Origin of the sequence: Nocardia sp. A7 (genome assembly GCF_046549215.1) — a bacterium.
Taxonomy (GTDB): domain Bacteria; phylum Actinomycetota; class Actinomycetes; order Mycobacteriales; family Mycobacteriaceae; genus Nocardia.
Window position 1 is genome coordinate 597,935 of record NZ_JAJPWE010000002.1, and the last position, 24,278, is coordinate 622,212.

A 24,278-nucleotide genomic window follows, 5' to 3' on the forward strand; every position below is an offset into this window, starting at 1 on the left:
GCTTGCGGGCATGCCCGCGGATCCAGTGTGCCATCGCGGATCCGCATCGTCGGGCTTCGCCGACCGCGCGGGTCGGGCAGGGGTGCCGACCGTGTGGGCTTCTGATGACCCCGCGCCGACTATCGGCTCGGCACCGACCCGTACCTGCGCGAAGTAAATACCCGGGTGCCTTCCGGCGTGTCGAAGGCCGTGGTGGTCGAGGATCCGATGATCAGCAGTGTGCGCATGTCGACCTCGTCCGGATCCAGCTCGCCGAGAGTGGTCACCCGGACCGATTCGGTCGGTCCGCCGACATCACGGCCGAGCACCACCGGTGTCTGCGGCGGGCGGTGTTCGAGCAGGACATCGCGCATGGCGCCGACCTGCCAGCGGCGCTGCGTGGAGGCAGGATTGTAGATCGCGATGGCCATGTCGGCCGCGGCCACGGCCGAAAGGCGTTGTGCGACAACATCCCACGGCTTGAGGCGGTCCGACAGCGAGATCATGGCGTAGTCGTGTCCGAGCGGCGCGCCCGCCCGGCTCGCCACCGCGTTGGCCGCGGTCATGCCGGGCAGCACCCGCACCGGGACGTCCTTGAACTGTGGCTCCGCCGATACTTCGAGAACGGCTGCCGCCATGGCGAAGACGCCCGGATCGCCCGAGGACACCACTGCCACGCGCGCGCCTCGCTTTGCCAGGTCCAGCGCCATCGCGGCGCGCTCGGATTCGACCTTGTTGTCGCTGGCGTGCCTGCGCTGACCGGCCCGCTCGGGGACGCGGTTGATATAGGTGGCGTAGCCGACGAGGTCGGTCGCCTCGGCCAGCGCCGCGGTGACCTGGGGAGTCGTCCAGTCCGCGGCACCGGGACCGAGGCCGACCACGACGACTTCGCCCGGTGTCGTCGCCACGGGTGCTTCGATCGCCGAGTCGCTGGACGTGGTCGTGCGGTCGGCTTCGGGTAGGGCCTGACCGTGGTCGACAGCGCCGCGAGCGGGGATCGGTGTGGTCGGTGTCGGGCCCGGCACCAGGGTGATCGAGAAGTACGGCACGTCCGCCTCGTCGACATCGGCCGCGGCGAGTACCCGCTGGCGGGTGCTGCTCGCGCGTTCGACGTAGTAGGCGTCAGCCAACCGGCCGGAGTCCGAAAGCGCTCGGCGTACACCGGGAAACGTGCGCCCCAGCTTCATGATCGCGGCGGCGTCGGTCTCCCGCAGCCGCGCGGTCAGCTCGTCGACGGGCATGGTGCCGGGCAGCACCGTGAGCACCTGTTCACCTTCGACGAGGGGAGTCCCGAGCGCCGCCGAAGCCGCGCTGACGGAGGTGATGCCGGGCACGATCTCGGCGTCGAACCGATCGGCCAGCCGGCGGTGCATGTGCATATAGGAGGAGTAGAACAGCGGATCACCGGCGGCGAGCAGCGCGACGGTGCGCCCTGCGGCCAGGTGCGTGGCAAGTCGCGCGGCGGCCTGCTCGTAGAACTCGTCGATCGCACCCTGATACCCGCCGGGATGATCGGTGGTCTCCACGGTCACCGGATACACGAGGTGCTCCTCGATCTGCCCCGCGCGCAGGTACGGCGCGGCGATGGCGCGGGAGATGCTGCGCCCGTGCTTGGCGCTGTGGAACGCGACCACATCGGCTTCGGCGATGAGCCGGGCGGCTTTCACCGTCACCAGTTCCGGATCGCCGGGGCCGAGACCGATACCCCACAGTTTGCCTGTGCTGATCTCGCTCATTCCTGTTCACTCGCAATCGCATTCAGTGCCGACGCGGTGATCGCGCTGCCGCCCCGCCTGCCGCGGACGGTCAGATATTCGATCCCGCCGTGCTCGATCAGCGCCTGCTTGGATTCCGCGGCGCCGATGAATCCGACCGGGATGCCGATAACCGCGGCGGGTCGCGGTGCACCGGCGTCGAGCATGTCGAGCAGGTGGAACAGCGCGGTCGGCGCGTTACCGATGGCCACCACCGCACCGTCGAGCTGGTCGCGCAGCAGTTCCAATGCGGCCACCGAGCGGGTATTGCCCAGTCGTGCGGCGAGTTCGGGCACGCGCGGGTCGGTGAGGTTGCACAGCACCGCGTTATCGGCCGGCAGGCGTTTGCGGGTCACGCCCGAGGCGACCATGTTGGCATCGCAGATGATCGGCTTGCCCGCGCGCAGGGCGGCGCGTGCGGCGGCGACCACGCCGGGGGAGTAGGCGATATCGGGGGCCAGGTCGACCTGCCCGCAGCCGTGGATCATTCGCACCGCCACCCGTTCGACATCGGCGGGGAAACCGGTGAGGTCGGCTTCGGCGCGGATCGTCGCGAACGAGCGCCGATAGATCTCGGCCCCGTCGGTGAGGTAGCTGGCACGCACGTCGGACATGCGGACAACCCTAGAACCTGGGTCTGACGTGGTGTCGCGCGGCTCAGGTGCGAGGGCGTTCGAGAATGCGCGACATCACCAGCGAGCTGCGGGTGCGCCCGACGCGGGCGTTCTCCCTGATCCGTTCGACGGTCACCTCGATCTCGGCCATATCGGTGGCCATTACGTGCACCAGCGCGTCGGCCTCGCCCGCGATCGTCCACACCCCGACGACCTGCGGAATGGGCTCCAAGGTGCGGCGCAGCTCGGCCGGGGAGATGTTGTCGCGGTAGTAGACCTCGACGTAGGCCTCGGTCGTCCAGCCCAGCGCGGCCGGGTTGACCTGCGCGGTGAACCCGGTGATCTGCCCGCTCGCGACCATCTTGTCGACCCGCCGTTTCACCGCGGGAGCGGACAGTCCGACCACCGAACCGATCTCCTGGAAGGAGGCGCGGGCACGGACGAGCAGCTCCGAGAGAATGCGCCGATCGATGTCGTCCACGTCGCTCGCTTTCTTCGATTGCGCAATGATCTTCCATTCTTGCACCGAAATGCACAACGAATCAGTGTTCCCCGTGCAATGGAACGGCGATTACGGTCGTGGAAACCATCCCGCGCAGCCACCAGGAGTCCTGATGACCGCCGCTAGCCCCCTTCGTGTCTCAGCGCTCGCGCCTGATGTCTCAGCGACTGAATTCTCAGCGACTGCGCGGATTGCCTCACCGCGCCGCTACGTGCTGTGTCGACCGGACCATTTCGAGGTCACCTACGCGATCAACCCGTGGATGAATCCGGCCGCTCCCGTCGACCGGGCGCGGGCGCTCGCGCAGTGGGAGATCCTGCGCGCCACCCTGGAAGCGCACGGGCACACGGTGGAAACGGTGCCCGGTGAGCCCGGTCTGCCGGACATGGTCTTCGCCGCCAACAGCGGCATCGTGATCGGCGGACACGCGCTCTCGGCCCATTTCGCCCACCCCGAACGCGCCGCCGAGGGCCCCGCCTTCCATCGGTGGTTCGCCGCCAGGGAATTGCGCGAGCTGGCCGCCGCGGCCGAAACCAATGAGGGGGAGGGTGATTTCGCGTTCGCCGGGCAGCGGATTCTGGCCGGTGTCGGGTTCCGCTGTTCGTTGTCCGCGCACGCGGAGGTCGAGCGGTACTTCGATATGCCGGTGGTGTCACTCGAGTTGGTCGACCCGCGCTTCTATCACCTCGACACCGCGCTGATGGTTCTCGACGACACCACCATCGCCTACTACCCGGCCGCGTTCAGCCCCGCCGCCCGCGACGTGCTGACCGCGCTGTACCCGGACGCGATCCGCGCCGACGACACCGATGCGATCTCCTTCGGCTTGAACGGGCTCAGCGACGGTGAACACGTCTTCCTCGACCCCGGTGCCACCGGGCTCATCGCGCAGTTGCGCGAGCGCGGCTTCGTCCCCGTCCCGGTCGACATGTCCGAACTGCGCAAGGGCGGCGGCGGCGTGAAGTGCTGTGTGCTCGAACTGCACACCCGCCGCGACACGACAGCGCGCCGGCCGGGTGGGGCCGCCGCCGCCCACGGACCGCGATAGTTCACTCGTGTTCGGTGCCGCCGTCGCGCAGCAGGTACGCGTCGGAGACGATCTTGCCGATGGCACGACCACCGAGCACCGGCGAACCCCCTCATAGTGAGAAGGCAAGGGTACGAGACGTTTTCGCGATCGTCGATCGAGTTTCGCCCCCCCGCCGACCTGCGGTCAGAGCGCGGTCGTGGCGTCGTCGGGGTCGACGCGATAGCCGTGGTCGGTGGCGACGACATCGGTCACCGGTCCGCGCGGGCGGCCGCAGCGACGGTCGCACCCCGACCAGTGTTGGCGACCCGCCACGGTGACGGCTTCGGCCGCAACGAGTTCGTCCTTCGCGGACACATGATGCGCGAAATTGTCTGTCGCGGTGAGGTTCTCGGCGAGCAACAGGTTCTCCGGATCGGCTGCGGTGGTATTCGTGACCGACTGCTCGGGGTCGGCTGGGGCATCGGGCGTTCCGGGCCGGACGCGGTCGGATTCGACGGCGGCGGTGAGATCGGCGCGGACGTCGGTGTGGGATTTGGCGCAACCGGGGCGGCCGACGCAGGCGCTGACCTGCAGCCAGGGGGAGTTCGCGTCGAAGATCAGGCCCATCGGGGCGAGGACTCGGACGATGGTCTCGGCGGGGCCCTCGTCGAGGTCGGTGATCACCAGGCTGCGCCACGGGGTGACGAAGACGGGGCGTTCGACGGCGGCAAGGAATTCGGTGGTCCTGGCGGAGAGGGTGCCCAGCGGTACGCCGGCGCCGAGGGTGACCAGGCCGTTGTCCTGGTCGAGCCAGCCGATCGGAATGTCGTGTGCCGCACCGAGTTCGAGGGGCGCACCGGCGGGGGAACGGTTCAGCGTCTCGATCACCGATTCGACGCCGCCCGGAACTTCGTGCAGCCGCCACTGGCCGCGGTCGCTGGTTCCGCGCAGATCCAGAAAGCCGCGCGCCGCGTCGAGCATGACGTCGACCGCCTCGCCCGCGCTGATGCGAAGTCCGGTATCTGCGCCCGCCAACAGCAGTGCGAACTGGTCGGCGGCGACCGCTTGCACGCCGATATCGCCGTGCAGCGTGCTCACATCGCCGCGACCGTCGTCGAGGGTGAACAGCACCCGTCCCGGCAGGTCGCCAAGCCGCGGATCGGCCAGCAGCCCGGCGTCGAGGTCGGCGGCCAGACCCCGCACATCGGCGAAACCGCCGATCCGCCCGGACATCGGCGAGGCCACGATATTGCGGACCCGTTCATGCGTCTCGCTGGGCAACAGCCCGGCCACGCCCAATCTCAGGGCCAGTTCGGACGCGTCACGCACCTGTCTGAGCTGAATGTTGCCCCGGGAGGTGAGCTCGAGGTTGCCGTTGCCCAGGTCACGCGCCGCATCGGCCAGCGTCTGCAACTGTGCCGACTCCAGCCGCCCACCGGGCACGCGAATCCGCGCCAACGGCCCGTCGGCCGCTTGATGCAACCGCAGAACCCCTGGACAAGAATCGGGCGCACTCCTGGTCATGATGCTCCAGCCTACGACCCACCCACTGTGCCCCGAACCGCACCGTGATTCGGCCGCCACGCATCGCTGACGCGGCGAGGCCGACCGGCCGGTCGATGTGACGAAGACGTCAAGCGTGACGCGGCGGTTCGCGGGTAGTCGCTAGGGTGAGTGGCGGATCCTTCGCCAGCCGAGTACTGACAGGAGAGTCGCCGCATGTTGCGTGAATTCGTGGACAAGCGTGTTGTTCCCGCACTCGACAGGGTCGCGCAGGCGCAGGCGCCGGTGGTGAACCGGTACGTCGACTGGTTGGGCAGTAGGCACCCCGACGAGGCGCCGGTGGAGACTGTGCAGCGGCTCTCGCGCCAATACCTGGTGGTGGTCACCGCCAGTGGCGTCGCGGTCGGGCTCACTGCCGCGGTCCCCGGGGTGGGCACCCTGATCGGGTTGGCCGCTACCGGTGTGGACACGTTGGTCTTCCTCGAGGCTTCGTCGGTGCTGTCGGTCGGCGCCGCCGCCGCGTACGGCCTGGCTCCCGACGACCCGCGGCAGGCGCATCTGGTGTCGAAGGTCGTGCTCGGCAACGTGGGCACGAAGTTGCTCGACGAGACCGCGGGCCACAAGAAGGGGCAGTGGCTCTCGGTCGTCACCGACCACATTCCCGGTCTGGCGAGCATGCCCGACTCCCCAGCCAAGCGGTTCATCGTGAACTACCTGGTCAAACGTGGTCTGCTGCTGTTCGGCACCCTGATCCCCGCTGGTATCGGCGCGGTGATCGGCGGCGTCGGCAACAACGCGCTCGGTCAATTGGTGATGGCCAACGTGTACCGCCATCTCGGCACCGGCTCCCCGGAGATGGTCGCCGCGGGCACCGACCGATCGACGATTTGACCTTCGACTCACTCGAACCCCGATGATGAATCGGTGCCCGACACCGAGCTGATCACCATCGGAGCCTTCGCCCGCGTCAGCGGCCTGAGCGCCAGCGCCCTGCGCTTCTACGCCGACGCGGGCGTCCTGGCGCCCGCCGTCGTCGACGAGGCCACCGGCTACCGCTATTACGCCCCCGAACAGTCCGCTCCGGCCCGCCTGCTGCGCCACCTACGCGCTGTCGACATGCCGCTCCCCGCGGTCACCACCCTGCTCACCGAATCCGATCCCACTCGCGCGATCGCCCTACTCGACCACCACCTCGCCGACCTCGACCGCCATCAGGACACGATCCGCGCCGCCGCGACGGCCGCTCGCGGCGCTCTCCTCGCCATGCGCGGATCGGAACTCGCCGGGGGCGGTCGTAACGACCAGGGCTCTGTGCGACTCGATGGTCGGGGAGATACGCGTTCGCCGCTCGCAGCGGTGCGAAACGCGGAGCCCGTGCACGGGGCCGATCGCGCACCGAGCACGTCCGCGGTAGACCGCGGCGAATTATGGGTGGGCGGACCGGTGTTGGCGGCGGCGATCGACCAGGTCGCGACAGCCACCGTCGCCGACTCGGACCTGGCGGTTCTCGACACCATCCTGTTCGAGACCGACGGGCAGCAATTGACGCTCACCGCGACGGACCGCTGCCGCCTGGCCACCCGTACCGTCCGCCCGACCCGGGTCAGCGCCGCGAGATGGGACGCTACGATCGACGCCGCCGACCTCCGCGCTGCCGTGTCCTGGTTGCGGCGCCAACATGTCATCGCGATCCGCCCAGAGCGCGATCGCATCGAATTCTGCAGGGCCACCACGGATTCACCCGACCACGCGAAAGCCGGGGGCGGGCCGACCGCACAGCCCACCGCCCGGCGGGACGAGACTCGACGCAGCTGCCGACGATCGACGCACGAGTTCCCCGACTACCGGGCAATGCTGGCCGCGCTTCCCGCAGTGCGAACCCGGGTCGTGCTCAGCCGTGCGGCACTGCTCTACGCCATGGAGCACGCCGACTCGCCTATGGTTGTCCTGCAAGCGAACCCGACCGGCGCCGTCTCCATGATTGCCTCGAGTTCGTGGTCGGAGCACGTCCCCGCGGCGGGCATCGCCGAGACGGATGATTCTGTCGCCCAAGAGATTTCGGTTGCCGACTCCGCGGAGTATCGGGCACCGGTATCAGGTGAGGCGCCGATCCTGCGGGCAACAGTCACCGGCCCCACGATGACGATCCATTTCGCCGTCACCACCCTGTATCCGGCCGTCGCCACCGCCGTCGGCCCCGACGTGATGCTCGACCTCATCGCCCCTGATCAGCCCGCCCTGATCCGCTCGGCCGACGACGGCGACCTGCTGACCCTGGCAATGCCGTGCCGCCCCGCCCGATGACCTCCCGCTGACTTGCCTGGCGGTCCACGTGCCGCTCCGCTCATCGTCCCGGACCTGTCCGTCCGGGGCCGTTCCGCCGAAAACGGCGACCTGATGTCGACACTGCCGTGTCAGACCCGAACCCACCGAGGAGACCTTCCGATGACCACCGCCGACCCGATCATGTCCCGAATCACAGAGGGCGTCACCGACTTTCGCACCGGCGATCCCGATCGCGCACGCTCCGCCCTGCTCGACGTCTGGGCCGACATCGGCCCAGCTGGTGACCCGCTGCACCGGTGCACCCTGGCTCACTACCTGGCCGACACCTACGACGACCCGGCCGAAGCCCTCGTCTGGGACACCCGCGCCCTCGACGCCGCCGACGCACTCTCCGACCGCCGACTGAACGACTACCACGCGGGTATGCAGGTCGCCGGCTTCTACCCCTCCCTGCACCTCAATCTCGCCGACAATTTCCGCCGCCTCGGTGCTTTCCCCGCCGCCACCCGCCACATCGAAGCCGCGCGCGAACGCCTCGACATCCTCCCGGACGACGACTACGGCGCGCTGATCCGTGGCGCCTGCACGGAGGTCGCCGCTGCCATCGCGGCCGAGGACACCACCCGCAGACCGACCCATTGACATCGGCCGCTGTCCCCCTCGTGCCGCAGGATCGCTGAACGCCGACGCCCTGCTCACCCCACGGCTCGAGGTCAGCGGACAATGCCGCGGAAGCGCTCTCCGGCGATACTCGCGGCGTTGTCTGCTGATCAATTGTCCAGCGCGGGGAGCGGGCTGGAAAGTTGCGGGCGGGACGGGCCCAGTAGCATCGTCTTGCTCGGCGGGCGTCGAGGAAACCGGTGGAAATCCGGTGCGGTCGCGCCACTGTGAACAGCCAGACCCTCTCCGGCGAGCACCGCATCCCCGATGGGCGCGCCACCCGAGGAAGGTCTCACCCTGTGATCCTGCTGCTGTCCACCTCCGACACCGACCTGCTGAGTGCCCGCGCGAGCGGCGCCGAGTACCGCTGGGGCAACCCCGCCCGGCTGCTCGTGGAGGATCTGCCGGAACTGCTCGACGGCGCTGATCTGGTGATCGTGCGGATCCTCGGTGGCAAGCGCGTGTGGGAAGAGGGCCTCGACGCGATCCGGGCGAGCGGGGTCCCGATGGTGGCACTGGGTGGTGAGATCGCGCCCGACGCCGAGCTGATGGAGTGCTCGACGGTGCCGGTCGGTGTCGCGGCCGACGCGCACAACTACCTCGCCGCCGGCGGTGCCGAGAATCTGCTGCAGCTGCACAACTTCCTGTCCGACACGGTGTTGCTGACCGGTCACGGCTTCGAACCGCCCGCGCAACTGCCGACCTGGGGTGAACTCGAGCGGTCCCCGCGGATCCTGGAACCGCACGCCCCGACTGTCGCCGTCGTCTACTACCGCGCCCAGCACCTCGCGGGCAACACCGCCTACATCGAGGCGCTGTGCAAGGCCATCGAGGCCAAGGGTGCGCGGCCGCTGCCGGTCTACGCGGCCTCGCTGCGCACCGCCGAACCCGAACTTCTCACCCTGCTCGGCCGCGCCGACGCCCTCGTGGTGACCGTCCTCGCGGCGGGTGGCAGCAAGCCCGCGACCGCCTCGGCCGGTGGTGACGACGAAGCGTGGGATGTGGCCGCGCTGGCCGCCCTCGATGTGCCGATCCTGCAGGGCCTGTGCCTGACCAGCGGCCGCGCGCAGTGGGTGGCCAACGACGACGGTCTGTCCCCGCTCGATGTCGCGACGCAGGTCGCGGTGCCCGAGTTCGACGGTCGCATCATCACGGTGCCGTTCTCCTTCAAGGAGTTCGACGCCGACGGTCTGTCCGCGTATGTCCCCGACACGGAACGCTGCGCCCGGGTGGCGGGCATCGCCGTGCGCCACGCGCGTCTGCGCCATATCCGGGCCGCCGACAAGCGGATCGCGATCATGCTCTCGGCCTACCCCACCAAGCACGCCCGCATCGGCAATGCCGTCGGCCTTGACACCCCGGCGAGTGCGATTCGCCTGCTCACCGAATTGCGCACCGCCGGTTACGATCTCGGCGACATCAACGAGATCCCCGGGCTGGTGGAGCGTGACGGCGACGCGCTGATCCACGCGCTGATCGCCGCGGGCGGCCAGGACCCGGAGTGGTTGAGCGCGGAACAGTTGGAAGGCAACCCGATTCGCATCGGCGCCACCACCTACACCCGCTGGTTCGACTCACTGCCCGCGGACCTGCGCGAGGCCGTCGTCGCGGCATGGGGCCCGCCGCCGGGCGAACTCTATGTCGACCGGTCGGCCGACCCGAAGGGCGAAATCGTCATCGCCGCACTGCGTTTCGGCAATGTGGTGCTGATGGTGCAGCCGCCACGCGGATTCGGTGAGAACCCCGTCGCGATCTACCATGATCCAGACCTGCCGCCGAGTCACCACTACCTCGCCGCCTACCGCTGGCTGTCCTCGCCCGACGGGTTCGGCGCCGACGCGATGGTGCACCTGGGCAAGCACGGCAACCTGGAATGGCTGCCCGGCAAGACGCTCGGCATGTCGGCCTCCTGTGGCACCGACGCCGCGCTGGGTGATCTGCCGCTGATCTACCCGTTCCTGGTCAACGATCCCGGCGAGGGCACCCAGGCCAAGCGCCGCGCCCACGCCACCCTCGTCGACCACCTCATCCCGCCGATGGCGCGCGCCGAAACCTACGGCGACATCTCCCGGTTGGAGCAGTTGCTCGACGAGCACGCCAACATCTCCGCCCTCGACCCGGCCAAACTGCCCGCCATCCGCCAGCAGATCTGGACCCTGATGCGCGCGGCCAAGATGGACCACGACCTCGGTCTCGCCGAACGTCCCGAAGAAGACGTCTTCGACGACATGCTCCTGCACGTCGACGGCTGGCTGTGTGAGATCAAGGACGTCCAGATCCGCGACGGCCTGCACATCCTCGGCCAGGCACCCGAGGGCGAGATGGAACTCGACCTGGTGCTGGCGATGCTGCGCGCCCGCCAGCTGTGGGGCGGCGAACAGAACGTGCCCGGCCTGCGAGAAGCGTTGGGACTCAGCGAAGCCGGTGACGAGTCGCGCGATCGCGTCGACGTGGTGGAGGGGCGCGCCCGCGAGATCCTCGCCGCGCTCCAGGCGACGGACTGGTCGGCCGATGCCGTCGAAACCCTGGTGAACGACTACGCCACCGCGATCCTCGCCGGGGGAGTGGGCAATTCGGTCGAATCATCGGCCCGCCTCGCCGCGGTGACGACCGTCTTGCGTTTCGCCGCCACCGAGGTCGTGCCCCGCCTACGCGAGACCAGCATCGAGATCACCCGCATCCTGCACGCCCTCAACGGCGGTTTCATCCCCGCGGGCCCCAGCGGCTCCCCCCTGCGTGGCTTGATCAACGTGCTGCCGACGGGCCGCAACTTCTACTCCGTCGACCCCAAGGCGGTCCCGTCGCGGCTGGCGTGGGAGACCGGCCAGGCGATGGCCGAATCGCTGCTGGCCCGCTACCTGGCCGACCACGGCGAATACCCGAAGTCGGTCGGTCTCTCGGTGTGGGGCACCTCGGCGATGCGCACCTCCGGCGACGACATCGCGGAAGTGTTCGCGCTGCTGGGTGTTCGGCCGGTGTGGGACGAGGCGAGCCGGCGCGTCACCTCCCTCGAGGTGATCTCCCTCGACGAACTCGCCCGCCCCCGCATCGACGTCACCGTCCGCATCTCCGGATTCTTCCGTGACGCCTTCCCGCATGTGCTGGCCCTGCTCGACGACGCGGTCCGCCTCGTCGCCGATCTCGACGAGCCCGCCGAGTCCAATTACATTCGCGCACACGCGCAGTCGGATCTGGCCGAACACGGCGACACCCGCCGCGCCACCACCCGCATCTTCGGTTCCAAGCCGGGCACCTACGGCGCGGGTCTGCTGCAGCTCATCGACTCCAAGAGCTGGCGCACCGATGACGATCTGGCGCAGGTGTACACCACCTGGGGTGGCTATGCCTACGGCCGCGATCTCGACGGCGCCCCCGCCGCCGACGACATGCGCACCGCGTACAAGCGCATCGCGGTCGCCGCCAAGAACACCGATACCCGCGAACACGACATCGCCGACTCCGACGACTACTTCCAGTATCACGGCGGCATGGTCGCCACCGTCCGCGCGCTGACCGGCAAGAACCCCGAGGCCTACATCGGCGACTCCACCCGCCCCGACGCCGTGCGCACCCGCACGCTCTCGGAGGAGACCGCCCGCGTCTTCCGCGCCCGGGTGGTGAACCCGCGCTGGCTCGAGGCGATGCGACGCCATGGGTACAAGGGCGCCTTCGAAATGGCCGCCACCGTGGACTACCTGTTCGGTTACGACGCCACCACCAATGTGGTCGCCGACTGGATGTACGAAAAGCTCTCCGAGAGCTACGTTTTCGATGATGTGAACCGCAAGTTCATGGAGCAGTCCAACCCGTGGGCCCTGCACGGCATCGCCGAACGCCTCCTGGAAGCCGCCGAGCGCAAGCTGTGGGAGCACCCCGAGCAGGAGACCCTGGACAAACTGCGGCAGGTCTACCTGGAAACCGAGGGTGAGCTGGAGTGACCTCACTTGCCGCAAAACTGCAACACGTTCTAGTCTGAGCCATGGTGTGCCGGCGCGATCCCGCCCGGCACACGCGGCGGAAAGGGTCACGATGAGTACCTCCCCGGGATATTTCACGCACGCGGACGGCGTCTTCACGCCGATGCGGTACTCGCTGAGCCTGTGGTCGTCGAGCATGCTGTCCGGGCCACCGGTATGCGGGTTGATGGCGCGCGAAGTGGAAGCGGGCTACTGCGCGGACGGGTTCAGCCCGGCGCGATTGACCGTCGATCTGCACCGTCCGGTACCCGCCGTACCGCTGACGATCGCCAGCGAACTCGTGCGCGACGGCAACCGGGTCCGCTCGGCGACGATCGTCGTGCGCGCCGACGGCGAGATCGTCGCCCGCGGCAGCGCGCTACTGCTGAAGCGTTCGACCCAGCCGCCGGGCGAGGTCTGGCGCCTCGACCGCGATCGTCCGCTGCCGCCGCCGAACGTACTGGCCACCATCGACGAGAAGATGCACCTGTTCGGCAGTGACGGGCAGGGCTGGTCGGCGAATATGACCGAACACCAGAACGACACCCGCAAACGCAAGTGGGTGCGCAATATCCCGGTCGTCGCGGGGGAGCCGTCGTCCCCGTTCTGCTACGCGGCGATGACCGGCGAGCAGACCAGCTTGGTCACCAACTGGGGCACCGAGGGCATCGGTTTCATCAACACCGATGTGTCGATCACGTTCTCGCGCATGCCCGTCGGCGACGAGATGGGTCTCGAAGCGGAGAGTCACCTCAGCGACGACGGGATCGCGGCGGGTGCCGCGGTGCTCTACGACCAACAGGGTGCGTTCGGCATCTGCACGACCACCGCGCTGGCCAACGAACGCAGGCAGATCCGCGGCGACGTCATCGACGAGCTGTCGGAGTCATTCGTGGCGGACGCCCTCAGGTAACCGTGAGTCCTGGACGCCGTCGGGGCCGCTCGGCGTCACAGTAGTGGCGCGGCCATCGACCGAACCAGCGCCTCGGCGTACGAGCGCGGCGCGGCATCGGCGTCGGGCCCCCCGGCGTAGTAGCGCAGGAAGGCTTCGTGGAAGCAGGCGCCGTTCAGCAGTAGAGCCGCGACGTGCGGATCGGCCGTCGCGGTGATCCGACCCAGGTCCTGTTCGGCCCGCAGGTATCCCGCGAAAGCCTCGGCCGCCCGATCGGGGCCCGCGCCGTGGCGGCGCATCGCCTCTCGGTGTGTCGCCATGCGCTGTGGGTCGGCAAGCAGAGCGCCCAGCATCGGAATCGATCGCTGGTAGAACTCGAGCGTCGCTTCGACGAGTTCGGTGAGATTGTCCTCGACAGTTCCCGCGCCTGCGGTGATCGTCACGCGCGAGGGCCCCGGCACCCGTTCCTGGAGGACGGCCAGCAGCAGTCGCTCCTTGTCGCCGAAGTATTTGTACAGAGTGGGCTCCGAGACGCCGGTCGCGTGCGCGATCTCTTTGGTGGTGGCCTGTGCGACGCCGCGGGTCCGCAGAATCTCCGCCGCGGCGTCGAGGATCCGATCCCGTGTGCTCACCCGTGGTCCTTCCGCGCTGGACAGTTAGTGAATACTAGCCCACACTTGGTTAGTAACCACTAACCCTGCTCGAGCTGGAGGTTTCCCACCGTGTTGCGAAAGTTTCCGAAGAAGCCGATCGTCATTGCGGCTGTCCTGGTCCTTGTCGGCGTGCTGGGTGCCGGTGGCGCCGTCGCCTACCTGACATTTCTGCGGTCGGCCGATACTCCGCCGTCCCAGGCCTGCGACGTCGGTCGGCCGTCAGGGGCCGGGCCGGTGGTCGTCGCGGCCGGGGCGAGCATGACGCAGGGCACGCTCGGCGCGAACTGGGTGGGCGCGTTGCGTGATCGGCCCGAATTCGTCGGTTACACGTTCGTCAATGCCGGGGTCAACGGCGACACCGCCGCCGATCTACTCGGGCGGGTCGACACCGATGTGGTGCGCTGCCGACCGGACGCCGTCGTCCTGCTGGTCGGCACCAACGATGTGCGCGGCGAGACGTCGGTCGACCGGTATCGTGCCGATCTCGGTGCCCTGGTCGACCGCATCGAGTCCCAGACGTCCGCACGGGTCGCGCTGCTCTCCTTGCCGCCCCTCGGTGAAGATCTCGATGCCCCGATCAACCACCGTCTCGACGACTTCAACACAGCGATCGAGAACACCGCGACCACGGCCGGGATCGACTACCTGCCCGTGCACGAACAGTTCGCGGACCGACTCCGTCGATCAGGCAGTGCGGCAACGACATTCGACTTCGGATTTCCGCTGGCCTTCCGCGCCGCGGCGAAGCACTACCTCCTCGGCCGAAGCTGGGACCAGGTCGCCCGAAGCAATGGCCTCGAACTCCTGGTCGACCACATCCACCTCAGTGACCAGGGCGGCGCCATCGTCGCTGATCTGGTCGCGCGGTGGCTCACCACAGGGCACGAATGATGCTGTGCTGAAATAGAGTTCGGTGATCCGCTATGCGGAGATCAGTGTCACGATGAGTTCGTCGGCGATCGACTCCGCCTTCACCATGCCCGAGCCCAGATACAGGGTGGCCGCGCGGGGGCGGCCGTCGGCCAGTGGCACCACCGAGACCGCGTCGACCCGGCGGCCCGCGAGCTCGTCGTAGGGTGCCTCGTCGGTGACATCGAACGCGGTGTATTTGCCGGAATTGGCGACGTATTCGATGTTCACCGGGTCGACCAGCGGCTCGAACGGGTCACGCCACGGCGACCCGCCGATGCGCAGTTCCGCGCCGTCGACGCCGGCGTCGAAGAGCAGGGTCGAGCCATTGTGGAAGGTGAATTCGATCGGGCCCTCGGTGCGGTCGATCTCGTCGCCAAGGACATAGAACATCCGGCGGACGGCGACAATGGTCCCGTCGACCGCGGCATTGAGCGCGGTGCGGCCGTGCTCGTCGGTGTCGGACATTGGTTTTCCTCTGCAGCGGTCGATGCCGGGCGGAGCAAACATCATGTCGCCGCGCGCCCACCGCACGCAACTCGGCTCGGCGTGTTCGTCCCGCACACACCACGGCGCCGCCCCGCTCGTAGAGTGGATCCCATGGTGGACCACAACACCACCGACGCGGTGGCACGCGCGGCCGAGCTGTTGAGCGGGCGCGTCACCGTGGTGATCTCCGGCGCGGGGCTGAGCACCGATAGCGGCATTCCCGATTACCGCGGCCCCGATTCGCCGCCGCGTACCCCGATGACCTACCAGCAATTCGTCGGCGACCCGGTCTTCCGGCAACGGTATTGGGCCCGCAATCACATCGGCTGGCGGCGGATGGATGCCGCCCGGCCCAACGCCGGGCACCGCGCCGTCGCGCGGCTCGAGCGGGCCGGGGTGGTGTCGGGAGTGATCACCCAGAATGTGGACCTGCTGCACATGAAGGCGGGGGCACGTCAGGTGATCGATCTGCACGGAACTTACGCGCGCGTGCGTTGTCTGCGGTGTGCGAATCTCATCTCCCGAATGACTCTCGCCCACCACCTCGAAGCCGCCAATCCCGGTTTCGCGGAGCGTCTTTCCGCCGGGGCGACCGGTATCGAAGTGGCACCGGACGCGGATGCGGTGGTGACCGACACCGACCGATTCCGGATGGTCGACTGCATGGCATGCGGCGGAATGCTCAAACCCGACATCGTGTATTTCGGTGAGAATGTGCCGCCCGACCGCGTCGAAGCCGCTTTCGACATGGTCGACACCGCGCAGGCGATACTGGTCGCGGGTTCCTCGCTGACGGTCATGTCGGGCCTGCGATTCGTGCGCAGAGCCGCGAAAAACGGTGTGCCAGTGGTGATCGTGAATCGCGGGCGCACCCGCGGCGACGAACTCGCCACCCTCCGAATCGAGGCGGGCTGCTCGGAAACATTGTCCGCGCTCGCCGAACTCGACAGCTGAATTCAGCTCCGCCGAACTGACTGTCGCGGGCGTCGCCGCCTCTCGTTTGCCAAAGAAATCACCGGTAACTTGATCCCTCGGTGACGGCGAAAAATCCGGCGTGGGTAAGCTCTGCGGACCAGTGCATGAAGAGTTCCACCCGCGGCGCAAAGTTTTCCTCGCAGCGGGGTTGTCGGTCCTCGTGTGGGCCGAATGATCGACCCCCACTTGCCAGCCGATCAGAACCAGGGCTTCTCCATGACCGATACCGCCGTTGCCGAATCACGCCTCACGCACCGCCAGACACTCACGATTCTGTCCGGCCTGCTGCTGGGGGTGTTCCTCGCCGCGCTCGACCAGAACATCGTCAGCGTCGCGATCGTCCGGATCGCGAACAGTCTCGACGGGTTCGACGAACAGGCATGGGCGACAACGGCGTATCTGATCACCGCCACCGTCACCACGCCGCTCTACGGCAAACTCGCCGACATCTACGGGCGCAAACCGTTCTACCTGCTGGCGATAGCCCTGTTCGTGATCGGCTCGGCGGCCTGCTGCTTCGCCACCACCATGTACCAGCTGGCCGGGTGCCGGGCGTTCCAGGGATTGGGCGCGGGCGGGTTGATGTCGCTGGCCTTCACCATCGTCGGCGACATCGTGCCCGCGCGCGAACGGGTCCGCTACCAGGGGTATTTCCTCATGGTGTTCGGCATCGCGACGGTGCTCGGCCCGGTGGTCGGCGGTTTCCTGTCCGAATACGAGAGCCTGGGCGGCATCGAGGGCTGGCGCTGGGTGTTCCTGGTGAACGTGCCGGTCGGCATCCTGGCGTTCCTCGTCGTCGCGAAGATGCTGAACGTGACGCACACACGCCAACGCAGCCGGATCGACTGGCTCGGCGCGATCACACTCGTCGTGGGTGTGGTGCCGCTGCTGATCGTGGCCGAACAGGGGCGGATCTGGGGCTGGACCGAGCCGAAATCGCTGCTCTGCTACGGCATCTGCGTTGGCGGTCTGCTGCTGTTCGTCCTGGTCGAATTCCTGATGAAGGACTCGGCGCTGATCCCGCTGCGGTTGTTCCGCAGTTCCACGTTCAGTATCGCGATCCTCGGTGGGTTCCTCGTGGGTGTGGCGATGTTCGGCGCGATCACGATGGTGCCGCAGTATCTGCAGGTCGTGCGCGGTTTCTCGCCGACCGAGGCGGGGCTGTTGATGTTGCCGCTGGTACTCGGGATCATGGTGGGCGCGCAGATCTCCGGGCTGATCACCAAGGCCACCGGGCGCTACAAGGTGCTGCCGGTACTCGGCGCGCTGATCCTGGCGATCGGGTGCGCCCTGTTCGCCCGGATCAGCTACAACGGTCCGCTCTGGCAGCCGCTCGCCTACAGCGCGATCATGGGTTTCGGGCTCGGTGGCTGCATGCAGACACTGATCATCGCCGCGCAGAACGCGGTTGGGCGCACCGAGATGGGCGTGTCGACCGCGGCGGCGACGTTCTTCCGTCAGCTCGGCGGGACGCTCGGTGTCGCGGTGTTCCTGACGGTGCTGTTCGACCGGCTGCCCGGTTCGATCCTGGAAGCCTTCGGCGGGAGCCTGCCGCCCGGTTTCGACGGCGCGCGGCTCGAAGGCATGCTCAGCGATACCAGCGGCATCGCCACCCTGCCCGACGAGTTGCGGATCCCGATCCTCGAGGGATTCACCGACTCGATGCACAGCGTGTTCCTGCTCGCCGCCGACCTCGCCGTGGTGGCCTGCCTGGTGTTGGTGTTCATGAAAGAGATTCCGCTGCAAGAGGATCCGGTTCCCGAGGAACCGGCCGATGCCACCTTGCTGCGCGATGTGAGTCTGCACGACGCGCACGAGATGGCGGGAAAACTGCGGACCGGCGCGACCGGCCGGGTGATCGCGGGCCTGTTGCGTCGCGACGACGAGCGCCCGGTGCCCGCCGCCACTCTCACCCTGATCGACCAGCACGGGCATCAGGTGGCCCGCGGCAACGGCGACGCCGACGGCGCGTACGTGCTCGAGGCGCCGCGACCCGGCAACTATGTGCTCATCGCCGCCGCGGCCGGTCATCAGCCCGAGGCGGTGAGCGTGTCGGTCGGGGAGCGTGCCCAGCACGTCGACCTGATGCTCACCGGCGCGGGCGAACTCACGGGGATCGTGCGATCGGCGCGGCGCGGCGAACCACTCTGGGGTGCCACGATCACGCTGACCGACCCCGAGGGAGAGGTGGTGGGCGCGGCGATCACCGGCGAGGACGGCACCTACGTGTGCCGCGATGTCGTGAGCGGCACGTACACCCTGGTCGCGGTGGCCGACCACATGCGCCCGTCGGCGGTCGCGCTGACCGTGCCGGAGACCGGCTCGCTGCGTCGCGACATCGACCTCGAACCGATGGCCATCCTGCTCGGCTCGGCCTGGGTGGACGGCGACCGCCCCGTCGCCGATGTGCAGATCACCGTCCTGGATTCGGGCGGCGATCCGGCCGCGACGGCCCGGACCGACGAGTCGGGCAAGTACCTGGTCCCCGACCTGCCGGAAGGGGAGTACACGGTCGTCGCGCGCGGCTATCCCCCCGTGGCGAGTCAGGTGTCGGTGACGCGCGGCGAGATCACCCACGATGTGACGCTGGGGTACGAGAACGAGGAGTCGATGAACCGCCGGTGAGCGGGTCGAAGTCGATCCGGCCGATCAGGCGGACTCGGCGACCTGTTCGGCCCGGTAGGACTCGGCCAGCTCGGCCAAGGGGATCGAGAGGGCCTCGGCGAGGCCGACGACGGTGCCGAACGCCGGCGAGGGCAGCCGTCCCGACTCGATCTTGCGCAGTGTCTCGGGGGAGATGCCTGCGCGCAGGGCCACCTCGGCGAGGTCGCGCTCGCCCCGGGCGGTGCGCAGGCGGCGGCCGAGGCGGCGGCCTGCTTCGACCTGCGCGGGACTGAGCGGGAGACGGACCATGCGACCGATGGTATGTCGTCGCGAACCCGTTGGCCAAGGTGAGCCTGCGAGAAGCTGAGAAGGGATCTCCGTTTTCGCCTCACCGGGGCGGTGGCGATGGTAGGTGTCAGGGGAAGGACATCGAGGTTCGAAAGGTATGGGCATGACACGACGGTTCGAGGGCAAGGTCGCTTTCGTCACAGGAGCGGCGCGCGGACAGGGCAGGGCTGAAGCGGTGCGTTTCGCCGAGGAAGGCGCCGACGTGATCGCGATCGACGCGTGCGCGGAGTTCGCCAGCACGAGCTACGCGGGCTCGACGGAGGCGGATCTGGCCGAGACCGTGAAGCTGGTCGAGGCGGCGGGTGGCAAGATCGTCGCGAGCAAGACCGACGTGCGCGATTTCGAGGCGCTCTCGGCTGCCCTGACGGCGGGGATCGAACAGCTCGGCAGGCTCGATGTGGTCGTGGCCAATGCGGGGATCTGCTCGGCGGCGATGTCGTGGGAGATCACCGCCGAGCAGTGGCAGGAGACCCTCGACGTCAACCTCACCGGTGTGTGGCACACCGCGAAAGCCGCTGTGCCACATCTGATCGCACAGGGTGACGGCGGTGCGATGGTGTTCACCAGTTCGGTGGCGGGGATCAAGGGCATCCCGTTCACCGGCCACTATGTCGCGACCAAGCACGCGATCACGGGCCTGGCCAAGACGATGGCCAACGAGCTCGGATCCCACCGGATCCGGGTGAACACCGTCCACCCGGCGGGCGTGGAGAGCGGTATGCAGATCCACGAGATGGGGCCGTTGTTCGAGGAATACGGGGCCACCCTCGCACCCATTTTCATGAACGCGCTGCCCAGTCACATCTGTCAGCCGGAGGAGATCGCGGCGACGGTGGCGTGGCTGTGCTCGGACGAGGCGAGCCAGATCACCGGCGCGCAGATCCCCGTGGACATGGGCAACCTGAACCGCTGAACTTGGTATTTTTATACCGGCGCCGCTAGTGTCGGTATGAAAATACCGAGTGGAGGCGTCATGGTGGAGTTGAAATCACCCGCGGAGATCGAGCGCATGCGGGTGACCGGCCGGTTCGTCGCCGACGTGCTGGCCGGGGTGCGCGACCGTGCGGCGGTCGGGGTGAACCTGCTCGAGCTGGAAGCGTATGTGCGGGAACGGATTCGCGAACGCGGGGCGGTGTCGTGCTATTGGGACTACTCACCGTCGTTCGGGCGCGGACCGTTCCGCAATACCGTGTGTCTGGCAGTCAATGATGCTGTGCTGCACGGTCTTCCGCACGATTACGTGCTGTGTGACGGAGACCTGCTGACGGCGGATCTGGCCGTGTCGATCGACGGCTGGGTCGCCGACTCGGCGATCTCGTTCATCGTCGGTACCCCGGCGCCTGCGGACGAGCGATTGGTGCGGGCCACCGAAGAGGCCCTGGCGGCGGGGATCGCCGCCGCGCAACCGGACAACCGCATCGGTGACATCTCCGCCGCGATCGCGAATGTCGCACGCGGGTACGGATATCCGGTGAACACCGAGTTCGGTGGGCACGGGCTGGGGCGGACCATGCACGAGGATCCGCACATCGCCAACGACGGCCGCGCCGGTCGTGGGTTCCCGTTGCGACCCGGTCTCACGGTGGCGATCGAACCCTGGTTCGCGGCGACCACCGCGAAGGTCTACACCGATGCCGACGGGTGGACGATCCGCTCCGCCGACGGCTCCCGCTGCGCGCACAGTGAGCACACGATCGCGATCACCGCCGACGGACCGAGCATCCTCACGTCGTGAGAGTCGTGGCGAGTGCTATCGCGGTCGGCGGTCGACGAAGGCGTTGTCGGTGAGAACCGGGACGGTAGCGTCGGCATCCCGTTCGATCGCGATGGCCACATCATCGGCGAAACCGATCGCGGCGAGCTCGCGACCGGACGCGCAGTCCGTGATCAGGGCGCCCGAGTCGCGTGTTGCCTCGAATGTGGTTGCCGCCGTGCGTGCTTCGGGGGAGGGTGTGGTGAGCCCGCGTTCGATGAGAGCGGCGGCAAGCGCCCCGGCACCGAGCCAGTCCTCGAGCGCCGGTCGCACGGTGTCGGTGCCCGGCCAGTGCTCGCCCGCCGGAATGATCGCGATCGGCCGATCGGCGGTGCCCCACTGCTGGGCAACGAGCCAGTCGGCGACCGCGCTGACATTGCGCAGACAAGCGGCGACAACCGGCGTCCCCTCGACAGCGGCCGCGATGGTGGAACCGTTGGGCGAGGGCAGCACCAGCCGTTCGGTGAACGGCGCGCGGCGGATCGCCGCCGGCGACAACGACCACGGACCGCCCTCCCGCCGTCCGACCGCCAGTTCGGCGGCGTTCTCCTCGGCGAAGACCCGCGCCGAATCATCCCGCCACCGATAGGGAAACACCGCAGTCCCCGCATCGGTAGCCACCGACACCGACGTCGTGAACGACAACACATCGATCACCACCAGACACGCGGCCTCGGGCCCGAGCATGCGTGCCCCGGCCTGCCCCCACTCCACCCGAATCCCGAACCCACGCTGCTGTGCCCACTGCACGGTGACCTCCCGATAGACGAATCCGATAGTCCACCACGGATATCTGTCTTGCGCCTGCCGGACCCGAAGTCTGCCGGCGGACCGGGTTCAGTCGGTCGCGGCGAGCCAGGCCGTGAGCAGATCGGAGGCGTCGGCAGCGATCGCCGTGCGCTCCTCGGCGGTCAGTTCGACGGTGTCGAGTTCGGATCTCCAGTGGGCGAGACGGTCGGGGTCCTCGGCGGCGACGGCGAGTTCGGCGAGGGCGGCGTAGGCGCGGGCGCGGTCGAGCGCGGTCGCGGTGGCGCCGAAGCGGTGCAGGCCGACCTCGATGGCACGGGTCGCCGCGCGGTCGTCGTTCTTGAAATCGCGCAGGATGCGGGCGTTGTCGAGGACGCGGGCAAGGCCTTTCAGCTCGCGGGAGCCGCCGTACTCGAGTTCCATCGGCTCGTCGCGCTGGATCACCAGGACGGTGTTGCCGACCGGATCGACGAGGGAGAACCGGGACTGGCCGGGGCGGAATCGGGTGATGCGGGGACGGCCCTTGCTGGGGATCTTGCCGTAATGGGCGCGTAGTGCGGCGCTGTACTCGGCGTGGCGCGCGGCGACGTCGTCGACCATCACCAACGCGCCCGCATGTTCCACCGGCAGCTCGACACCCGGCGGTGCGGGTGCGAAATGCAAGGCACAGCCGTGGTGCTCGATCGCGCCGTACACGTAGGGGCGGGATTGCTCATGGGTGACGGTGTAGCCGAGCGCACGGTAGAACTCGAGGGTGCTCGGCAGATCGCCGCTCCACAGCAGGGGCACCGCGGTGTCGGTCACGTTCGGCCTTTCGTCAGAGAGTCGATTCGCCCCCGAGGTTACGAAGAGTTTCACGCGCGCGCCCGAAAAGTTTTCGCCCACTAAGCTGCGGGCATGACGAACCGCCTCGGCGAGCTGGCAACCGCGAACTACGTACTGCTCACCACCTTCCGCAAGGACGGCACACCCGTGGGGACGCCCGTGTGGGCGGTGGCCCGCGAGGACAAACTCCTTGTCTGGACGGTGACCGACAGCTGGAAGGTCAAGCGCGTCCGGCGCAACCCTGAGGTGACACTGCAACCCTGCAACGTGCGCGGGGACGCACACGGTGCCGTCGTGACCGGCACCGCACGGCTGCTCGACGCCGCCGAAACCGACGAACTCCGGTCGGCGATCCGCCGGAAGTATTGGCTGACCGGCCCACTCGTGATCCTCGGCAGCAACCTGCGCCGCGGCAAGGCGGGCACGATCGGCATCGAGATCACGCCCGCCTGATTTGCGCCGATCCGATATGCAGAACCGCCGGTATCGGATACTGTGAGTCTTCGGCAGTACTTCCGAAGGGACCCACATGGCCGAGAAACGCAACCGAGCCGTCGTCGTCGCGGGAGCCCGGACTCCGTTCGTGCGCGCGTTCACCGACTTCACCCGCCTCGACAGCATCGCACTGGCCGGTGCGGCGGTTCGTGGGCTGATCGAGCGGACGCAGATCGCGCCCGGCGAGATCCAGTCCATCGTCTGGGGCGGGGTTGTGCTGCCCAGTCATGCGCCCAATATCGCGCGGGAGATCGCCCTCGACCTGAATCTGGACTTCGGGTGCGAGGGATACACGGTCACCCGCGCGTGCGCGTCCGGTCTGCAGGCGGTGACCTCGGCGGCCGCGGCGATCGAGCGCGGCGAGTACGACATCATGATCGCCGGTGGCAGCGACTCCACCAGCAATGCCGAGATCAAACTGCCGCAGAAGGTGGTGCACGCGGTCGCGCCGGTGGCGCTGGGCAAGCCCTCGGCGATGGACTACCTCGATGTGGTCCGCCAACTCGCGCCGTTCACCGACATCCTGCCGCGCCAGCCCAAGATCGCCGAGCGCACCACCGGTGAGGTGATGGGCGAGTCCGCGGAGAAGATGGCGCGGATCAACGGCATCTCGCGCGCCGATCAGGACGCTTTCGCCGCTCGCTCGCACCACCGCGCCGCGGCCGCGATCGCCTCGGGACGTTTCGATGACGAGGTCGTGCCGGTCACCACCCCGTCGGGCACGCTGATCGGCGTCGACGGACTGGTTCGCGCGAACACCAGCATCGAGAAACTCGCCACTCTGCGGCCGGTGTTCGACAAGAACGGCACGGTCACCGCGGGCAACGCCAGCCCGCTCACCGACGGCGCGTCCGCGGTGCTGCTGATGAGCGAGGAGAAGGCACGCGCCCTCGGGTTCACGCCGCAGGCGGCCTTCCGCTCCTGGAGTTTCGTCAGCGTCGACCCCGCCGACCAGGTCCTCATCGGCCCGGCGATCTCGATGCCGCGCGCCCTCGACAAGGCGGGCATGACCCTGGCCGACATCGACCTCGTCGACATCCACGAAGCCTTTGCCGCACAGACTCTTTCGGTGCTGCGCATGCTGGAGAGCACCGACTGGGCCAAAGCCCGCCTCGACCGCGACGAGCCGGTCGGCACCGTCGACATCGACAAGTTGAACGTGCACGGCGGCTCGATCTCGCTGGGCCACCCGTTCGGCGCCACCGGCGCTCGCATGGTCACCACCATGGCCAACGAACTGGCCCGCACCGGGAAAGAGACTGCGCTGCTGGGGATCTGCGCGGCGGGCGGGATCGGCGCGTCGGCGGTACTCGAACGCGTCTAGC

At 68.3% G+C, this 24,278-nt stretch carries 22 protein-coding genes; 13 read left to right on the plus strand and 9 right to left on the minus strand.

Annotated features, from left to right (window positions below):
- Positions 1-119: 119 nt before the first annotated feature.
- The 3 genes from cobJ to ACLJPD_RS14200 are packed head-to-tail and all read right to left on the minus strand — an operon-like array spanning position 120 to position 2,828.
- Positions 120-1,715, minus strand: coding sequence for a precorrin-3B C(17)-methyltransferase (gene cobJ / locus ACLJPD_RS14190; RefSeq protein ID WP_410872545.1), 1,596 nt, complete (start codon positions 1,713-1,715; stop codon positions 120-122).
- Positions 1,712-2,347 carry a precorrin-8X methylmutase gene (locus ACLJPD_RS14195; RefSeq protein ID WP_410872546.1) on the minus strand — a complete coding sequence of 212 codons (636 nt, stop codon included), beginning with the start codon at positions 2,345-2,347 and terminating at the stop codon, positions 1,712-1,714. Before ACLJPD_RS14195 ends, cobJ begins: the two co-directional genes overlap by 4 nt.
- Positions 2,348-2,390: 43 nt before the next feature.
- Complete coding sequence (locus tag ACLJPD_RS14200; RefSeq protein ID WP_410872547.1) at positions 2,391-2,828, minus strand: Lrp/AsnC family transcriptional regulator; 438 nt, start codon at positions 2,826-2,828, stop codon at positions 2,391-2,393.
- Positions 2,829-2,961: 133 nt separating this feature from the next.
- On the opposite strand from ACLJPD_RS14200, the gene ddaH reads away from it, so the two are divergent.
- Complete coding sequence (gene ddaH, locus ACLJPD_RS14205) at positions 2,962-3,897, plus strand: dimethylargininase (RefSeq protein ID WP_410872548.1); 936 nt, start codon at positions 2,962-2,964, stop codon at positions 3,895-3,897.
- 165 nt (positions 3,898-4,062) lie between these two features.
- Here ddaH and cobG read toward each other — a convergent pair whose 3' ends face one another.
- The gene (cobG, locus tag ACLJPD_RS14210; protein WP_410872549.1) at positions 4,063-5,382 is read right to left on the minus strand and encodes a precorrin-3B synthase; all 1,320 of its coding nucleotides are present in this window, start codon (positions 5,380-5,382) and stop codon (positions 4,063-4,065) included.
- Between the two features lie 195 nt (positions 5,383-5,577).
- Between cobG and ACLJPD_RS14215 the strand changes: the two genes are divergently transcribed.
- The 5 genes from ACLJPD_RS14215 (at position 5,578) to ACLJPD_RS14235 (ending at position 13,176) form a co-directional block, all read left to right on the plus strand.
- Complete coding sequence (locus tag ACLJPD_RS14215; protein WP_410872550.1) at positions 5,578-6,252, plus strand: hypothetical protein; 675 nt, start codon at positions 5,578-5,580, stop codon at positions 6,250-6,252.
- Positions 6,253-6,285: 33 nt separating this feature from the next.
- Positions 6,286-7,665, plus strand: a complete 1,380-nt coding sequence (locus tag ACLJPD_RS14220) for a MerR family transcriptional regulator (protein ID WP_410872551.1) — start codon at positions 6,286-6,288, stop codon at positions 7,663-7,665.
- A 141-nt stretch (positions 7,666-7,806) separates the two neighbouring features.
- Positions 7,807-8,289 (plus strand): hypothetical protein, encoded by a 483-nt coding sequence (locus ACLJPD_RS14225; protein ID WP_410872552.1) that lies wholly within the window; start codon positions 7,807-7,809, stop codon positions 8,287-8,289.
- 317 nt (positions 8,290-8,606) lie between these two features.
- A complete protein-coding gene (gene cobN / locus ACLJPD_RS14230) occupies positions 8,607-12,245 on the plus strand; it encodes a cobaltochelatase subunit CobN (RefSeq protein ID WP_410872553.1) in 3,639 nt (1,212 codons plus the stop codon).
- 91 nt (positions 12,246-12,336) lie between these two features.
- Positions 12,337-13,176 (plus strand): acyl-CoA thioesterase domain-containing protein, encoded by an 840-nt coding sequence (locus ACLJPD_RS14235; protein WP_410872554.1) that lies wholly within the window; start codon positions 12,337-12,339, stop codon positions 13,174-13,176.
- 35 nt (positions 13,177-13,211) lie between these two features.
- Here ACLJPD_RS14235 and ACLJPD_RS14240 read toward each other — a convergent pair whose 3' ends face one another.
- Complete coding sequence (locus ACLJPD_RS14240; protein WP_410872555.1) at positions 13,212-13,787, minus strand: TetR/AcrR family transcriptional regulator; 576 nt, start codon at positions 13,785-13,787, stop codon at positions 13,212-13,214.
- 90 nt (positions 13,788-13,877) lie between these two features.
- On the opposite strand from ACLJPD_RS14240, the gene ACLJPD_RS14245 reads away from it, so the two are divergent.
- Positions 13,878-14,699, plus strand: a complete 822-nt coding sequence (locus tag ACLJPD_RS14245) for an SGNH/GDSL hydrolase family protein (protein ID WP_410872556.1) — start codon at positions 13,878-13,880, stop codon at positions 14,697-14,699.
- A 30-nt stretch (positions 14,700-14,729) separates the two neighbouring features.
- Here ACLJPD_RS14245 and ACLJPD_RS14250 read toward each other — a convergent pair whose 3' ends face one another.
- On the minus strand, positions 14,730-15,185 hold the full coding sequence (locus ACLJPD_RS14250) for a hypothetical protein (protein WP_410872557.1): 456 nt from the start codon (positions 15,183-15,185) through the stop codon (positions 14,730-14,732).
- Positions 15,186-15,317: 132 nt separating this feature from the next.
- Here ACLJPD_RS14250 and ACLJPD_RS14255 point away from each other — a divergent pair, with 132 nt between their 5' ends.
- Both ACLJPD_RS14255 and ACLJPD_RS14260 read left to right on the plus strand, forming a co-directional pair.
- Positions 15,318-16,160 carry an NAD-dependent protein deacetylase gene (locus tag ACLJPD_RS14255; RefSeq protein WP_410872558.1) on the plus strand — a complete coding sequence of 281 codons (843 nt, stop codon included), beginning with the start codon at positions 15,318-15,320 and terminating at the stop codon, positions 16,158-16,160.
- A gap of 237 nt (positions 16,161-16,397) precedes the next feature.
- Positions 16,398-18,806, plus strand: coding sequence for an MFS transporter (locus ACLJPD_RS14260; RefSeq protein WP_410873408.1), 2,409 nt, complete (start codon positions 16,398-16,400; stop codon positions 18,804-18,806).
- A 24-nt stretch (positions 18,807-18,830) separates the two neighbouring features.
- On the opposite strand, the gene ACLJPD_RS14265 is transcribed toward ACLJPD_RS14260, so the two are convergent.
- Positions 18,831-19,094 (minus strand): helix-turn-helix domain-containing protein, encoded by a 264-nt coding sequence (locus ACLJPD_RS14265; protein ID WP_410872559.1) that lies wholly within the window; start codon positions 19,092-19,094, stop codon positions 18,831-18,833.
- A gap of 136 nt (positions 19,095-19,230) precedes the next feature.
- Here ACLJPD_RS14265 and ACLJPD_RS14270 point away from each other — a divergent pair, with 136 nt between their 5' ends.
- Together ACLJPD_RS14270 and map are read left to right on the plus strand one after the other, a co-directional pair.
- Positions 19,231-20,046, plus strand: a complete 816-nt coding sequence (locus ACLJPD_RS14270; RefSeq protein ID WP_410872560.1) for a mycofactocin-coupled SDR family oxidoreductase — start codon at positions 19,231-19,233, stop codon at positions 20,044-20,046.
- A gap of 60 nt (positions 20,047-20,106) precedes the next feature.
- Positions 20,107-20,868, plus strand: a complete 762-nt coding sequence (map, locus tag ACLJPD_RS14275) for a type I methionyl aminopeptidase (protein ID WP_410872561.1) — start codon at positions 20,107-20,109, stop codon at positions 20,866-20,868.
- Between the two features lie 15 nt (positions 20,869-20,883).
- Here map and ACLJPD_RS14280 read toward each other — a convergent pair whose 3' ends face one another.
- Both ACLJPD_RS14280 and ACLJPD_RS14285 read right to left on the minus strand, forming a co-directional pair.
- Positions 20,884-21,636: a 2-phosphosulfolactate phosphatase gene (locus ACLJPD_RS14280; RefSeq protein ID WP_410872562.1), complete on the minus strand. Its 753-nt coding sequence runs from the start codon at positions 21,634-21,636 to the stop codon at positions 20,884-20,886.
- An 87-nt stretch (positions 21,637-21,723) separates the two neighbouring features.
- Positions 21,724-22,437: a glyoxalase gene (locus tag ACLJPD_RS14285; RefSeq protein WP_410872563.1), complete on the minus strand. Its 714-nt coding sequence runs from the start codon at positions 22,435-22,437 to the stop codon at positions 21,724-21,726.
- 93 nt (positions 22,438-22,530) lie between these two features.
- Here ACLJPD_RS14285 and ACLJPD_RS14290 point away from each other — a divergent pair, with 93 nt between their 5' ends.
- Together ACLJPD_RS14290 and ACLJPD_RS14295 are read left to right on the plus strand one after the other, a co-directional pair.
- Positions 22,531-22,911, plus strand: coding sequence for a PPOX class F420-dependent oxidoreductase (locus ACLJPD_RS14290; RefSeq protein ID WP_410872565.1), 381 nt, complete (start codon positions 22,531-22,533; stop codon positions 22,909-22,911).
- Positions 22,912-22,987: 76 nt separating this feature from the next.
- Positions 22,988-24,277 carry an acetyl-CoA C-acyltransferase gene (locus ACLJPD_RS14295; RefSeq protein WP_410872566.1) on the plus strand — a complete coding sequence of 430 codons (1,290 nt, stop codon included), beginning with the start codon at positions 22,988-22,990 and terminating at the stop codon, positions 24,275-24,277.
- Position 24,278 lies beyond the last annotated feature (1 nt).

What these genes read in the sequence shown, in the direction of transcription:
- cobJ (WP_410872545.1), bottom strand. Translation starts at nt 1,715, where the DNA reads ATGAGCGAGATCAGCACAGGCAAACTGTGGGGTATCGGTCTCGGCCCC.
- ACLJPD_RS14195 (WP_410872546.1), bottom strand. Translation starts at nt 2,347, where the DNA reads ATGTCCGACGTGCGTGCCAGCTACCTCACCGACGGGGCCGAGATCTAT.
- ddaH (WP_410872548.1), top strand. Translation starts at nt 2,962, where the DNA reads ATGACCGCCGCTAGCCCCCTTCGTGTCTCAGCGCTCGCGCCTGATGTC.
- cobG (WP_410872549.1), bottom strand. Translation starts at nt 5,382, where the DNA reads ATGACCAGGAGTGCGCCCGATTCTTGTCCAGGGGTTCTGCGGTTGCAT.
- ACLJPD_RS14215 (WP_410872550.1), top strand. Translation starts at nt 5,578, where the DNA reads ATGTTGCGTGAATTCGTGGACAAGCGTGTTGTTCCCGCACTCGACAGG.
- ACLJPD_RS14225 (WP_410872552.1), top strand. Translation starts at nt 7,807, where the DNA reads ATGACCACCGCCGACCCGATCATGTCCCGAATCACAGAGGGCGTCACC.
- ACLJPD_RS14235 (WP_410872554.1), top strand. Translation starts at nt 12,337, where the DNA reads ATGAGTACCTCCCCGGGATATTTCACGCACGCGGACGGCGTCTTCACG.
- ACLJPD_RS14250 (WP_410872557.1), bottom strand. Translation starts at nt 15,185, where the DNA reads ATGTCCGACACCGACGAGCACGGCCGCACCGCGCTCAATGCCGCGGTC.
- ACLJPD_RS14255 (WP_410872558.1), top strand. Translation starts at nt 15,318, where the DNA reads ATGGTGGACCACAACACCACCGACGCGGTGGCACGCGCGGCCGAGCTG.
- ACLJPD_RS14260 (WP_410873408.1), top strand. Translation starts at nt 16,398, where the DNA reads ATGACCGATACCGCCGTTGCCGAATCACGCCTCACGCACCGCCAGACA.
- ACLJPD_RS14265 (WP_410872559.1), bottom strand. Translation starts at nt 19,094, where the DNA reads ATGGTCCGTCTCCCGCTCAGTCCCGCGCAGGTCGAAGCAGGCCGCCGC.
- ACLJPD_RS14270 (WP_410872560.1), top strand. Translation starts at nt 19,231, where the DNA reads ATGGGCATGACACGACGGTTCGAGGGCAAGGTCGCTTTCGTCACAGGA.
- map (WP_410872561.1), top strand. Translation starts at nt 20,107, where the DNA reads ATGGTGGAGTTGAAATCACCCGCGGAGATCGAGCGCATGCGGGTGACC.
- ACLJPD_RS14290 (WP_410872565.1), top strand. Translation starts at nt 22,531, where the DNA reads ATGACGAACCGCCTCGGCGAGCTGGCAACCGCGAACTACGTACTGCTC.
- ACLJPD_RS14295 (WP_410872566.1), top strand. Translation starts at nt 22,988, where the DNA reads ATGGCCGAGAAACGCAACCGAGCCGTCGTCGTCGCGGGAGCCCGGACT.